Annotated in this window: 15 protein-coding genes; 8 read left to right on the top strand and 7 right to left on the bottom strand. The window is 73.7% G+C overall.

Annotated features, from left to right (window positions below):
* Nucleotides 1–9 precede the first annotated feature (9 nt).
* A complete protein-coding gene (locus AB0I16_RS00765) occupies nt 10–1,413 on the top strand; it encodes an SWIM zinc finger family protein (protein ID WP_363247110.1) in 1,404 nt (467 codons plus the stop codon).
* Between the two features lie 37 nt (nt 1,414–1,450).
* On the opposite strand, the gene AB0I16_RS00760 is transcribed toward AB0I16_RS00765, so the two are convergent.
* From AB0I16_RS00760 to AB0I16_RS00750, 3 genes are all read right to left on the bottom strand, one after another.
* On the bottom strand, nt 1,451–2,107 hold the full coding sequence (locus AB0I16_RS00760; protein WP_363247109.1) for a DUF4291 domain-containing protein: 657 nt from the start codon (nt 2,105–2,107) through the stop codon (nt 1,451–1,453).
* Nucleotides 2,108–2,374: 267 nt separating this feature from the next.
* Nucleotides 2,375–2,851 (bottom strand): DUF3574 domain-containing protein, encoded by a 477-nt coding sequence (locus AB0I16_RS00755; protein ID WP_363247108.1) that lies wholly within the window; start codon nt 2,849–2,851, stop codon nt 2,375–2,377.
* A 146-nt stretch (nt 2,852–2,997) separates the two neighbouring features.
* A complete protein-coding gene (locus AB0I16_RS00750) occupies nt 2,998–3,678 on the bottom strand; it encodes a 2'-5' RNA ligase family protein (RefSeq protein WP_363247107.1) in 681 nt (226 codons plus the stop codon).
* 229 nt (nt 3,679–3,907) lie between these two features.
* On the opposite strand from AB0I16_RS00750, the gene AB0I16_RS00745 reads away from it, so the two are divergent.
* On the top strand, nt 3,908–4,981 hold the full coding sequence (locus AB0I16_RS00745; RefSeq protein WP_363247106.1) for a phosphatidylinositol-specific phospholipase C domain-containing protein: 1,074 nt from the start codon (nt 3,908–3,910) through the stop codon (nt 4,979–4,981).
* 28 nt (nt 4,982–5,009) lie between these two features.
* On the opposite strand, the gene AB0I16_RS00740 is transcribed toward AB0I16_RS00745, so the two are convergent.
* Nucleotides 5,010–6,011, bottom strand: a complete 1,002-nt coding sequence (locus AB0I16_RS00740; protein WP_363247105.1) for an endonuclease/exonuclease/phosphatase family protein — start codon at nt 6,009–6,011, stop codon at nt 5,010–5,012.
* A gap of 115 nt (nt 6,012–6,126) precedes the next feature.
* Here AB0I16_RS00740 and AB0I16_RS00735 point away from each other — a divergent pair, with 115 nt between their 5' ends.
* From AB0I16_RS00735 to AB0I16_RS00725, 3 genes are all read left to right on the top strand, one after another.
* A complete protein-coding gene (locus AB0I16_RS00735; protein WP_363247104.1) occupies nt 6,127–7,557 on the top strand; it encodes an amidohydrolase in 1,431 nt (476 codons plus the stop codon).
* A gap of 158 nt (nt 7,558–7,715) precedes the next feature.
* The gene (locus tag AB0I16_RS00730) at nt 7,716–8,399 is read left to right on the top strand and encodes a DUF899 domain-containing protein (protein ID WP_363247103.1); all 684 of its coding nucleotides are present in this window, start codon (nt 7,716–7,718) and stop codon (nt 8,397–8,399) included.
* 197 nt (nt 8,400–8,596) lie between these two features.
* Entirely contained in the window at nt 8,597–8,779 is a 183-nt protein-coding gene (locus AB0I16_RS00725) for a hypothetical protein (protein ID WP_363247102.1), read from the top strand.
* Nucleotides 8,780–8,850: 71 nt separating this feature from the next.
* Here AB0I16_RS00725 and AB0I16_RS00720 read toward each other — a convergent pair whose 3' ends face one another.
* Together AB0I16_RS00720 and AB0I16_RS00715 are read right to left on the bottom strand one after the other, a co-directional pair.
* On the bottom strand, nt 8,851–9,300 hold the full coding sequence (locus AB0I16_RS00720; protein ID WP_363247101.1) for a hypothetical protein: 450 nt from the start codon (nt 9,298–9,300) through the stop codon (nt 8,851–8,853).
* Nucleotides 9,301–9,385: 85 nt separating this feature from the next.
* The gene (locus tag AB0I16_RS00715; RefSeq protein WP_363247100.1) at nt 9,386–9,883 is read right to left on the bottom strand and encodes an ATP-binding protein; all 498 of its coding nucleotides are present in this window, start codon (nt 9,881–9,883) and stop codon (nt 9,386–9,388) included.
* A 158-nt stretch (nt 9,884–10,041) separates the two neighbouring features.
* Here AB0I16_RS00715 and AB0I16_RS00710 point away from each other — a divergent pair, with 158 nt between their 5' ends.
* The 3 genes from AB0I16_RS00710 (at nt 10,042) to AB0I16_RS00700 (ending at nt 12,059) form a co-directional block, all read left to right on the top strand.
* Entirely contained in the window at nt 10,042–10,902 is an 861-nt protein-coding gene (locus tag AB0I16_RS00710; RefSeq protein WP_363247099.1) for a helix-turn-helix transcriptional regulator, read from the top strand.
* A 108-nt stretch (nt 10,903–11,010) separates the two neighbouring features.
* The gene (locus tag AB0I16_RS00705; protein WP_363247303.1) at nt 11,011–11,226 is read left to right on the top strand and encodes a DUF397 domain-containing protein; all 216 of its coding nucleotides are present in this window, start codon (nt 11,011–11,013) and stop codon (nt 11,224–11,226) included.
* A 35-nt stretch (nt 11,227–11,261) separates the two neighbouring features.
* On the top strand, nt 11,262–12,059 hold the full coding sequence (locus AB0I16_RS00700; RefSeq protein ID WP_363247098.1) for an SAM-dependent methyltransferase: 798 nt from the start codon (nt 11,262–11,264) through the stop codon (nt 12,057–12,059).
* Between the two features lie 45 nt (nt 12,060–12,104).
* Here AB0I16_RS00700 and AB0I16_RS00695 read toward each other — a convergent pair whose 3' ends face one another.
* On the bottom strand, nt 12,105–12,584 hold the full coding sequence (locus AB0I16_RS00695) for an anthrone oxygenase family protein (protein WP_363247097.1): 480 nt from the start codon (nt 12,582–12,584) through the stop codon (nt 12,105–12,107).
* Between the last annotated feature and the right edge of the window lie 137 nt (nt 12,585–12,721).

Below are 12,721 nucleotides of genomic sequence, written 5' to 3'. Positions count from 1 at the left end.
GCCAGCGGGATGAGCGAGACGAGCCGCATGGGCAGCGGGCGCGTCTTCCCCGCGCTGCCGCCGCACCCCGACCCCGAGGCACCGTTCGCCGCGACCTGGTGGGGCAACGCCTGGATCGACGCCCTTGAGACCGGCGCCCTCGACCAGGCCCGCCTGGCGCGCGGCCGGACGTACGCGCGTGCCGGCGCGGTCGACACCATCACCGTCGCCCCGGGCCGCATCGTGGCCTACGTCCACGGCAGCCGACCCCGCCCCTACCGCGCGGAGATCCGCCTGCGCACGATGCTGCCCGACCACTGGGACCGCTTCCTGGACGCGGTGACGGCCGACCCCGCGCACATCGCGGCCCTCCTGGACAAGGACATGCCGCCCGCCCTGGCGGACGCGGCGGACCGCGCGGACGTCCCCCTCCTGCCGGGCGCCCGTGAGCTGTCCCCGTCGTGCACCTGCCCCGACCGCGGCCACCCCTGCAAACACGCGGCGGCCCTGGCCTACCAGACGGCCCGCCTCCTGGACGCCGACCCCTTCGTTCTGCTGCTCATGCGCGGCGGCGAGGAGCCCGACCTCCTGGACGAACTGGCCCACCGCAACGCACGGGCCGCAGCGGCGGAACAGGCCGCCCCGGACGGCCCTCCAGCACCCGCCCCCACCACCACGCCCACCACCACGCCCACCGCCTCCTCGCCCGCGGACGCGGCGGCGCCCGCCGCCGCCCGGCCGTCCGAGCCCACGCCCGACGGACCCGCGCTTCCCGCCCCCGCCGGGTCGGCGCCGGCGCTCCCGGGGGTCCCGGCCAGGGACGTCCTCGCCAAGGACGTCCGCAGGCCCCTGCCTCCCCCGCGGGCCACTCCGGCGCACCCGGGTGAGCCGCCGGTCCTGCCGGCCATGCCGGGCGCCCCGGACCCGGCCTCCCTGGAGTTCCTGATCACGGACGCGGCGGCCCGGGCGCACGCGTACCTCACCTCGGGCGCGGACCCGTTCACGGCAGCGTCCCCCTGGCACGACGCGGTCCGCCTCGCGGCCTCGCACCCGGGTCTCACGGGCCGCAGGACGTTCAGCCGCCAGTTCGCCGAGCTGGCCCGCTCGGTGGGCCGCACCCCCGCCGGCCTCTCCCGGGCGGCGGCGGCCTGGCGCCAGGGCGGCGAGGAGGGCCTCGCCGTCCTTGAATCCCCCTGGGACCCCCCGGCGGGACCCTTCGACCGGGCCCGCGGCGCCCTCGCGGCGGCGGACCTCCCGCGCATGACGATCCACCGCAACCACCTCACGAACGCCGAGGGCTCCCTCCAGCTCCGCTTCGGCCGCGACGGCCGCTGGTACCCGTACCGCAGCGAGCCCCACGCCGACGACTGGTGGCCGGAGGGAGAGGCGGACGAGGACGTGGTGGGCGCGCTGACGGCGGTTCTCGGCGGCTGACGGTGCCGCAGCGGTCCGTGCCGCGGGGCCGCGCCGCTCAGGCCCGCAGGTGGGCCAGTCCGGCATCGCCCGCCGGATACGGCCGCTCGGCGGGGAGCAGCTTCTCGGCCCCCGCGAGGTCTCCGGCGCGTACGAGGGCGTGGACGTCGCGCGCCGGCCCGGTGACGTCCGTGATCGAGACCGTCCACTCGTCCGCGTAGCGGCGGGAGGCGTCGCCCGCCAGGCCGAGCTGGAGCGAGCGGTGGGGCAGGGCGTTGAGGTGGAGGTCCCGCTCGGGGTCCCACTGGACCCGGGCGGGGGAGCGGCGCAGGGCACGCCTCCAGGCGGCTTCGTCGGGGTGCGTGCCGCGCGCGTAGTGCGAGAGGCAGGCGTTGCGCAGCGCCCAGTCGAAGCCCTCGCGGGTGATCTCGACGGCCAGCACGGTCTGCTGCCCCTCCTTCGTGGCCCAGCCGCAGCGGTACATCATCCACAGGAAGGACGGCTTGATCCACGTCATGCGGTCGCGCTTCCAGGCGGCCGGGAAGCGGCCGTCGCGGGCCGCGGGAACACCGAGTGCGGGGTCGTACGCCTGGTAGACCGTGATCGTCGCATCCGTGTACAGGGCGCGGATCTGACGGATCGGCACGGGCGGTTCGGCGGACGTGGCGGTCGGGACGGCGGACGTGGCGGTGAGGTCGGCGTGCTGGGCTTTCATGGGGCAAGCGTGCTGGTGACGTGGCCGGTTCGCCACCGAATTGTCTGCGGGGCGCGTGGGGTCGCGGACGCCGAGCGGGTGGTGCACGGCGCGGCGGCCGGGGCCCGGGAAGCGGTGGCGGCGGCGCTCACGCGCCCGGCGCACGTACACGCCGCCGCCGTGAGCGGCACCGGGCAGCCGACACGATCCGGTCCGCCATGGTCCCGGGAGCCGCCCACGGCCTCGGGAGCCCTCCACGGCCGGCTCGGTGCACAGTCCCGCGCGGTCTCAGAAGTCGACCCGCGTCCGCTCGTCGAGCCGTGCGACCGACTCCTGCGCGAACGCCTTCTCGTAGTCGCTGCGGATCTCCTCGATCAGCACGTCCCGCTCGCGCACCTCGGCGACCGGATACAGGAGGATCAGTTCGTACGAGCGCTCCCGCTCGATCCTGCCTCCGGCGTCGCGCCACTGCCCGCGCCCGTCCTGGACGGTCAGCCCGTCGGGGAAGCCCGGCGTGACCTCCTTGTCGACGAAGGCCATGAACTGCTTGTCGGTCACCGCGGGCCCGCCGTCCGGCCGCTCGGTGCCGAAGAAGAGCCGGGTCTCGGCGTACGGCTTGCCGCGCTGCGCGGCAGCGGTCGTGGCGGGTCCGTCGCCGCCGTCCAGCGAGGCGTACGCGGCGGGCGCGCCGACGGCCAGCACGGCCGTCACGGCGACGGCCACGGCGAGGCGGTTGCCCGAGGTGCGCGGAAGAGTGAGAGCCACGGGGCGGTCCCTTCGGGAGCGGGGTACGGACGTCGGCTCCCGACCGGGCGGCCGGGCGGCCGGGCGTCCCTGGGGGGAAGCCGTGCGTCCCTGACGCCGGCACACCGTAGTGGACGCGCGGCGCCTCGCCGGGCCCGTGTCCGGCATCAGGCCGGATTTCCCCCCGCTCCGCCCAGCCGGTACGTCCTGAACTCCCGCCACCCCTTGCCCGGACCGTCCGTCACGAGGAGGTCGACCGAGGTCACGTGGCTGACCAGTGGGAGGTGCGGGGCGAGTGCGCGCTCCAGGGCGTCGTAGGCGGCCTCGTAGGTGTCCGGGCCCTCGTGATTCGCGAGGGTCAGATGGGGGGCCAGGGGCGGGTCGAAGATCCCTCGGTAGGGGACGGCCTCGGGCCAGCGGGCGGTGAGGGCCTCGGTGAGCGCGCGGAGCGGGGCCTCGGGGGCCGGCGGGAGGTAGAGGACCCCCGGATAGCGGCGGAACCGGGTGAACGTGAGCGTGAAGGGAGCGTGCGCCGCGAAGAGGTCCACCAGTTCCGCGTGTACGGAACCCGCCCCCGCACCGTCGAACCGCGACTCCCCGAGGAACGGGTAGAGCACCGTGACGTGCGCCGGGAACCCGGCCCTGACCAGGTGATCCGCCTCCGGGACGCGGATCGTGAGGACCGTGTCGCCGGGAAGGTCCGGCCATCCGGCGTCCGACGGTTCGCCACGCGTCCGCCCGTCACTCGCCCGCCGCCCGCCGGCCCGCTCCCCGCCGGCACGGTCACCGCTCGACCGGTCACGGCTCGCCCCAGGGGCAGCCGTCGGCACCGTATCCGTCGTCCCCACGGCCCCTCATGCCTCGCCTGAAATGCCCGGCCCGAAAAGCGTTGCCCGAAAGGCCTGGCCGAAATGTTTCGTCCCCGCGGGGCCATCGTGTCACGCCCGCCTCGTCCGGCACGGCCGCACCCCGCGGTCGGCTATGCCACGTCCACCACGCCGTCTTCCCTGCGTCACCCGACTCCCCTACGTTTCCGCTGAGTTGGCCGCAGCGGTACGTGAGAGGACGGTGTACGGGATGGTGCGCAGGGGAGCCGTGGGGCTGGTGGCGGGAGCCGTGCTGGCGTGGGGAGCGTGGAGCGGAAGCGGGGCTTCGGCCGCCGACGGCGACGCCCCCGCACCCCGGGGCGCGTCCGCCCGTTCCGCCGCGGCCGCCTACTCCGCCACGACCGGCGTCGGCGTCCACAACGCGTACGAGAAGGCGAAGTACCCCTACTTCGCCGACGCCCTCGACTCCGGCGCCGCCATGCTGGAGCTGGACGTGTGGACCAACGCGTTCGGCAGCGGCTGGCGCGTCTCCCACAGCAATCCGCTGGGCAACGACAACAACTGCGAGAACGCGCGGAGCGCGGCCGAGCTGCGCACCAAGTCCCGCAACCAGAGCCTCGCCGGCTGCCTGCGGGACATCCGCAGCTGGCACGACGCCCACCCCGGCCACCGGCCCGTCGTCCTCAAGATGGAGCTGAAGGACGGCTTCCTCGGCACGCGCGGGCGCGGCCCGGCCGACCTCGACGCCCTGCTCACGAGCGCGCTCGGGGACGCCGTCTACCGGCCGGGCCGGCTGGCCGCGGGACACGCCACACTGGACGACGCCGTGCGCGCCGAGGGCTGGCCCGACCGTGCCGGCCTGGCGGGGAAGTTCATCGTCGAGCTGATACCCGGCACCGTCGAGCAGGGCAACCCCGTGGACACCCTGTGGACCGACCGCGAGTACGCCACCCATCTGCGCGACCTCGCCGCGGCCGGCCGCCTCGGTGACGCCGCCGCCTTCCCCGCCGTGCTCGGCGCCGAGGCGGGCGACCCGCGCGGCAGGTACACGGACGCGTCGATCCGGCCGTGGTTCGTGCTGTTCGACGGGGACGCGTCGACGTACGCGGGCGGCGCGATCGACACCAAGTGGTACGCCGACCGCCGCTATCTGGTCGTCATGACCGACGCGCACCGCGTCGCCCCCGCCATCGACGGCACCCGGCCGACCGAGGCCCAGGCCGCCGAACGGGTCGCGCTGCTCGCGCGGCGGCACGCCAGCATCGTGTCGGCCGACTGGTATCCGCTGCCGGGCGTCCTCTCGACCGTCCTGCCGCGCGGCTGAGGCGGAGCGCGGCGGGCCCCGGCACCGCTCAGGGCTGGACGCGCACCCACACCGGCGCGTGGTCCGAACCCGCCGCGTCCCTGCGGACCGCCGGGTCCCCGTCCGCCACCGACGGCAGCGCGCCCGCCCCCGCCCCGGGCGCGCCCGTCCCGGCCGACCGGACGTGGTCGAGCATGCCCCGGCTCAGCAGGACGTGGTCGATGAGCTCGCGGCGACCCGCGTGGATGCGGGAGAAGCGCTGCTCGGGCGGGATCAGCGGGGCCACGTTCCACATCCGGGCCGCGTCGCCACCGTCGGGGCGGCCGTGTCCCGGCGTGCCGATCTCCGAACCGGGCGGGCCGAGGAGGATCTGCGTCGTCGCGGCGCCCTCCTCGGCGTTGAGGTCACCGAGTACGGCGACGTCGTGCTCCCTGCCGTCGCCGTGCAGCAGTTCGTCCGTCACCGCGCGCACCAGGGCCGCCTCGGCCGCGCGGCGGCCGAGCGCGTAGGCGGCGTACCGCGCGCGCTCCCCCTCGTCACGAGGCCGGAAGCGGCTCCCCGAGCGCTCCGCGTCACCGGAGTCACCGGAGCCACCGGAGCCACCGGGATAGGACAGCAGCTTCGACTTCAGATGGCAGACCACCACGTCGAAGAAGAAGGCCCGCGTCGACACCGTCACCGCGAACACCCCGCGCCCCGCCCGCGACGTCGTCCGCCCCGAGTCGTCGACCTGCACGGGACGCAGCGGCGCGGGGAAGCGGACCGTGTCGGTGACGACGGAGAGCGGCAGGCTGCTCAGGAAGCCGACGCGGATGCCCCGGTCGTCCGGATGTTCGGACAGGGTGATGTGCCAGGTGCCCTCAAGCAGGCCCGCCAGGTCTTCGAGGGCGTCCGCGTCGCCGACCTCCTGCACACCGAGGACGCTCGGCCGCAGCGCGCCCACCGTCGCCGCGAGCGAGGCCAGCTTCGCCTCGTACGCCGCCTTGTCGCGGGGCCCGAACGGGCCGCCGGGCCGGTAGAGGTTCTCCAGGTTCCACGTACCGATGAGCATGGCCGACTCCCTCGCGTCCGCTCGGCCCCCGGCACAAGGCGGGTGATGCCAGCGTGCCCGTGAAAGCGGGTCCGCGACAGGGCCGCCGGATGCGCACTCGCACTACCGTGAAGGGATGACGCCGCCTCCCGCGCCGGGCCCGCCCGGACCGGCCACGCCAGGCCGCACGCGCCCCGCCGACCTCCTCATCACCGGCTGCACGGCCCTGACCCACGGCCCGCGGGGGGACGTCGTCTTCGTCGACGACGCCGTCATCGTCGTACGCGACGGACGCATCGCCTCCGTGTCGTCCGGGCAAGCCGCGTCGGAGGAGGCCTGGGCCGGGGCCGGAGCCCGCCCCGCCGCCGTCGAACACATCGACGGGCGCGGCTGCGTCGCCCTCCCCGGGCTCATCAACTGCCACACGCACACGCCGATGGTGGCCCTGCGCGGTCTCGCCGAGGACCTGCCGGCCCACGCGTGGTTCAACGACTGGATCTGGCCGGTCGAGAGCAATCTGACCGAGCGCGTGATCGAGCTGGGGGCCCGGCTCGCCTGCGCCGAGATGATCCGCGGCGGTGTCACCACCTTCGCCGACCACTACTTCGCCATGGACACGGTGGCCGACGTGACCGCGGAGAGCGGTCTGCGCGCCCTCCTCGGCCAGGCATTCTTCACCTCGCAGGGGCCCGAGGGCCGGGCCGCTTCCCTCGACTTCGCGCTGCGGCGGCGCGGGACGGCCGACGGGCGCGTCACCACCTGCCTCGCCCCGCACGCCCCCTACACCGTCGACGACGCCGACCTCGCGGCGACCGCCCGGCTCGCCCGGCAGCACGGTCTGCCCGTCCACATCCACGCCGCCGAGAACCGCGAGCAGACCGACAACAGCCTGGCGCGGCACGGCCGCACCCCCATCGAGACCCTGGAGCGCGCCGGGCTCCTCGACGAGGGCGTGGACCTCCTCATCGCCCACGCCACCGGCCTCGACACCGCCCGCGACCTGCCCGTGCTGCGCCGCGCCCGCGGACGCGTCGCCGTGGCGTCCGCGCCCCGCGGCTACCTGAAGTTCGGCTGGGACACGACACCAGTACGGGCCCTGCGCGGGGCCGGGGTCCCGGTCGGCCTCGCCACGGACGGCGCCGCGTCGAACAACACCCTCGACGTGTGGGAGTCCATGGCGCTCACCGTCCTCGTCCAGAAGCACACGGAGCGGGACCCCACCTGGCTCACCGCCCGCCAGGCCCTGGACCACGCGACGCTGCAGAGCGCGTGCGCTGTCGGCCTCGGGCGGGAGGCGGGGAGCCTCGCCGAGGGGCTGCGGGCCGACGTCATCCTCGTAGATCTGTCCGGTCCGCACACCCGGCCCGTCCACGATCTCGCCGCCACCCTCGTGCACAGCGTGCGCTCCTCCGACGTGCGCGACACGATCGTGGACGGCCGCGTGCTGATGCGCGACCGGCGGCTGCTCACCGTCGATGTGCCGGACGTCGTGGAGGAGTTGAGCACCCTGCTGCCCGCACTCGTCGACCGGAGCCACGGGAAGCGTGTCCAGGAGTACGAGGGGTGAGCGGGCGGGGCGGGGCGCTGCCCGGGCGGCACCGGCCTACAGCTGGAAGCGTTTCCGAGGGTTCCCGGAACTTCTTCCGGCGCGAGCGATGAGTTCCGCGGACGCGGCCGGTCCACCCTTCGCTGAGGTACGCGCCCGAAGGGTGGAGGAGACACACCATGGGACTTCCGGACATCGTCACGCGTGAGGAGTGGCTCGTCGCGCGCGAGGACCTACTGGCCAAGGAGAAGGCGGCCACGCGCGCGCGGGACGCGCTCAACGCCGAGCGGCGCGGGCTGCCGATGGTGGAGGTCGACAAGGAGTACTACTTCGAGGGCTCCGACGGGAAGGCCACGCTGCTGGACCTGTTCGACGGCCGTGACCAGCTCATCGTCTACCACTTCATGTTCGCGCCGGAGTGGGAGGCGGGCTGCCGGAGCTGCTCCGCCTTCCTCGACCAGATCGGGCACCTCTCGCACCTGCGGGCCCGTTCCACCACCTTCGTCGCCGTCTCCCGCGCGCCGTTCACCCGGCTGCTCGCCTTCAAGGCCCGCATGGGCTGGACGGTGCCGTGGTTCTCGACCGACGGCGGCGACTTCAACCACGACTTCCGGGCCTCCTCCGACGAGGAACCGCACGACGTGCCCGCGATCAACTGCTTCCTGCGGGACGGCGACCGCGTCTTCCACACGTACGCCACGTTCGCCCGCGGGCTCGACGGCATCGGCTCCACCAGCAGCCTCCTCGACCTCACGGCGCTCGGCCGCCAGGAGGAGTGGGAGCGGCCGAGCGGCCGGGCGTCGGCGTTCGGGGCACCGGCGGGCAGCGCGCGGGTGCGGTACCACGACGAGTACGAGGACTGAGCCCGCCCTCCGGTGCCCGGTGCGGGGCCTCCTACCGGTCGCCGTGGACCCCGGGAGAACCCTGGGATATGGCGCGACTCCGTTGCGGTTCGGTCACATCGCGAGCCCTGCGGGGTGTCCCGCGCGTTTATCCCGGTACGAGAGACGCGGCGCCGAGACCTTCGGCCCGCGCACGGAACGGCACGGGGGACAGGAACATGGTGAACGGACGTACGGTGCTGGGGCGTTTTCCGGCAGGCGGACCGCGCGGATCGTGGCCCGCGGAGGAGTTCGCGCGGGCCCGCAGGGACGAGGGGCAGCCCGCGGAGGTCGTGATGGACCTCGCGTCGGACGCCTTCCTGGTGGTCGTCGGCGAGTCGGAGGCCGCCATGGCGGCGTGATGCCGGCCGGGCCGGGGGGCCTCGGACCGGAAGGGTCTCGGGCCGGCCGGCCCGGTGGCCTCCGGGGCCTCCTACAGCCAGGCCCGTGACCACCCGGGAGTCGTCCCCGTCTCGCCGCACAGGGCCAGATACAGCGGGATCGGCGGGGTATAGGGGACGTCGCCCTCCGGGCGGTTGATCAGCACGGGACGGCGGCAGCCCGCGTCCCTGACCACCGCTCCCGCCGAATAGGCGACCGGCGCGGGCCACTCCATGGCGACGTCGGAGTCCGCGGGCACGATCCACCACCAGCGCGGCCCGTCCTCGTACACGCACCCCACGCGCGGCAGCCGGTCCATCAGCCGCGGCCCGAACCGCGCGGGCACCGCCACGGCGTCGCAGCCGAGCGGCTGCGTCATGCCCTCCGGCAGGTCGAGCCGGAGGTGCGCGGGCACCGGGGCTCCGACGCGCTGTCTCTGCCGGGTAAGCCCGACCAGCGTGCCCAGGTTCAACGGCCGCACCGTACCCGCGCTCACACGCATCCCGCCTGCGTCACTGCCACGCTCGACTCACCCGTTCTCCCTGCTCACCGCCGACGTCGGTCTTCGTCGGCGCCTCGCGACCGGCCTAAGCCCACGCCGTCGCGTCCGCCACCCGTCGCAACTCCGCCCACACCGTCCGCCCGCTTCCGGGCCCCGCGTCGTGGACGCCCCACGCGCTGCTCACCGCATCGACGAGAAGCAATCCCCTCCCGTGCTCCTCGTCCATCCCCCGATGCGCAGGGCGCGGGATGCCTGAACCGCACCCTTCGTCACGCACGGTTATTCGCAGCTTCTCCGACTCCGCGCACAGCTCGCAGATGATCCGCCGGCTCGCGGTGTGCACCACGGCATTGGTGACCAGTTCGGAGAGGATGAGTGCCGCCGCGTCGCAGGCGTCCTCGTCCCGCACGGCCCAGACACCGAACTGCGCGCGCATCAGCCGTCTGGCCTGAGCGACGGAGCCCGGATGAGGGGCGAGCACGAAACTGACGCAGACTTCGGCGGCATCCTCGGGCCGGGCCTCGGCGGGAACACCAAGACGGCCTTCGGCGGCTTCGGTCACTAACGGCGCGGGCGGAGTCACGCCATCCACTATCGCCCCGCCCAGAACACCTTGGCAAGACCCACTCTGAAAAGTGCACAGTGGCGTGTTCCCCCGAGAGCGCGCATGGCACACTGCTCCCAACAGCTCGCGGTGCGGTGTGCGTCGGCACAGCGCGGAGTCAGGTGGAGGTAGGAGACGTGAGCGAACCGCGGTCCGCGCCGACCGTCGGACAGGTCGTTCTCGGTCGTCGCCTGCAAGACCTGCGTGAGGGCGCGGGCCTGAAGCGCGAGGAGGCCGCGAAGATCCTGCGCGTCGCCCCCGCCACCGTCCGCCGCATGGAGACGGCGGAGGTCGCGCTGAAGATCCCGTACCTCCAGCTCCTCCTCAAGGCCTACGGCGTCCCCGACGAAGAGGCCGAGGCCTTCGTGACGCTCGCCGAGGAGGCCAACAAGCCCGGCTGGTGGCAGCGGTTCCACGACATCCTGCCGGGCTGGTTCAGCATGTACGTCAGCCTGGAGGGCGCGGCCAGCCTCATCAGGTCCTACGAACCGCACTTCGTGCCCGGCCTGCTCCAGACCGAGGAGTACGCCCGCGGCGTGATGCGGTCCGGGGCCATAGGGCAGACACGGCCCGCGGACATCGAGCGGTACGTGGCGCTGCGCATGGAGCGCCAGTCGCTGCTGGCCCGCGAGGACGCGCCCCGGCTCTGGGTGGTGATGGACGAGACCGCGCTGCGCAGGCCCGTGGGCGAGCCCGATGTGATGCGCCGCCAGCTCGACCGGCTGCTCGAAGCCACCGAACTGCCCCATGTGACCCTGCAGGTCGCGCCCTTCTCGGCGGGCCCGCACCCAGGAACGTACGGACCATTCGTGATCTTCCGCTTCGCCATGGCGGAGCTGCCCGACATGGTCTACAGCGAGTACCTGACCGGCGCCGTCTACCTGGACGCGCGCAGCGAGGTGGCCACCCACCTGGAGGTCATGGACCGCATGGCGGCGCAGGCCGCCACGGCACAACGCACGAAGGACTTCCTGCGGGACGTCCGCAAGGAGCTGTGACACATGGACCGACATCGAGCCGGAACGCGCCCCGCCGGTCCGCGTTCACCCGGTGCCCGCGACGACTCGCGCACCGAGAACCGCGGCGAGTCCCGCATCTACAACGGCATGCCCGCACGCGACCTCGGCAACGACGGCTGGCACAAGCCGTGGAGCGGCGGCAACGGCGGCAACTGCCTGGAGGCCATGAAGCTGGCCGACGGCAGGGTCGCCGTGCGCCAGTCCGCCGACCCCGACGGCCCCGCGCTCATCTACACGCACGGCGAGATCGACGCGTTCATCCAAGGGGCCAAGGCGGGGGACGCCGACTTCCTGCTCTCCTGACCGCGCCTCATGACTCACGACATCGTGGAGCTGCCATGACCGACCAGTCGTACATCGACACCAGCAAGCCGCACCCCGCACGGATGTACGACTGGTTCCTCGGCGGCAAGGACAACTACCCGGTGGACGAGGAGATGGGCCGCCAGCTCGTCGCCATGGACGGGCGCGTGCTGACCATGGCGCGCAACAACCGCGCGTTCATGCAGCGCGCCACGCGCTGGCTCGCGGGCGAAGGGGTGCGGCAGTTCCTCGACATCGGCACGGGCATACCGACCGAACCGAACCTCCACCAGATCGCCCAGGGCATCGCCCCCGAGGCACGGGTCGTCTACTGCGACAACGACCCCATCGTCCTCGCCCACGCCGAGGCCCTGCTGCGCTCGACGCCGCAGGGTGTCACGGAGTACCTCCAGGCGGACTTCCGCGAGCCGGAGAGGATCATCGAGGAGGCGTCCCGGGTCCTGGACTTCGACAAGCCCGTCGCCCTGTCGCTCGTCGCGCTGCTGCACTTCATCTCGGACGAGGACGGTGCCTACGAACTCGTGGACCGCATGATGGGCGTCCTGCCGTCGGGCAGCCACCTCATGCTGTCGCACGGCACGGGCGACTTCACCCCGGCCACCGCCGAGCAGGCCGGTGACCTGTACAAGGCGCGCGGCATGACGCTCGCCCTGCGCTCGCGCGCGGAGGTGGCGCGCTTCTTCGAGGGGTACGAGCTGGTGGACCCCGGGGTCGCGATCATCGACCAGTGGAAGCCGGAGTTCGGCGAGCGGGTGACCGACCCGGCGGACGGGCCGGTCCCGGGATACGGGGCGGTGGGCCGCAAGCCGTGAGCCGTGGGCCCTCGGCTCCGGTACGGGAGCGGGTCGGGGCGGGGCTCAGGTCAGCGCCAGGATGATGGACGCCGTCGCGGCCAGCGAGGCCGCGGTACGGACGTGGTTCCACGCGGTCCACTCACGGACGTACGTACGCCAGTAGGCGGCGCCCTCCTCGCTCCGCGGGTCGACCTTGGCGAGGGCGTCGTTGCGCGGGACGTTCGCCGCGACGGTCACCCCGAAACAGCCGACGAGGTACAGCGCGCAGCCTATGAGCAGCCCGGCGGTGCCCTCGTCGGGCCAGAGCACGAACGTCACGACGGCGAGCACCAGGCAGAGGCCCGCGGCCCCGAGGAACACGGCCATGAACCAGGGGTTGACCGCGGTCACGTTGATCGCGTTCATCGCGGCGATGCCCTGGGCCGGGGGCAGCGCGGCCAGCCCCTTCATCACGAAGGTCGAGAACGCGGCGAAGGCCCCGGCGGCGAGACCGCAGGCCAGCGCCCCGAGCACGGCGAGGACGAAGTACGGTCCGTCGATCATGGCAACTCCCTGAGTCATGAGGGCCGTTACGTAGGGGGGCGGGCCGCGATGATCCTCCACGGCGGACCGCATCACGACAAGTCAATTGCGCCGAGCCGCGTCAGCCCTACGCGTCCCCTGGGCGCACGGCTTGGGGC

Origin of the sequence: Streptomyces sp. NPDC050703 (genome assembly GCF_040654435.1) — a bacterium.
In the GTDB taxonomy this organism is placed as follows: Bacteria; Actinomycetota; Actinomycetes; order Streptomycetales; family Streptomycetaceae; genus Streptomyces.
Note: the sequence above shows the minus strand (reverse complement) of the source record. Positions and strands in the feature narration are given on the sequence as shown.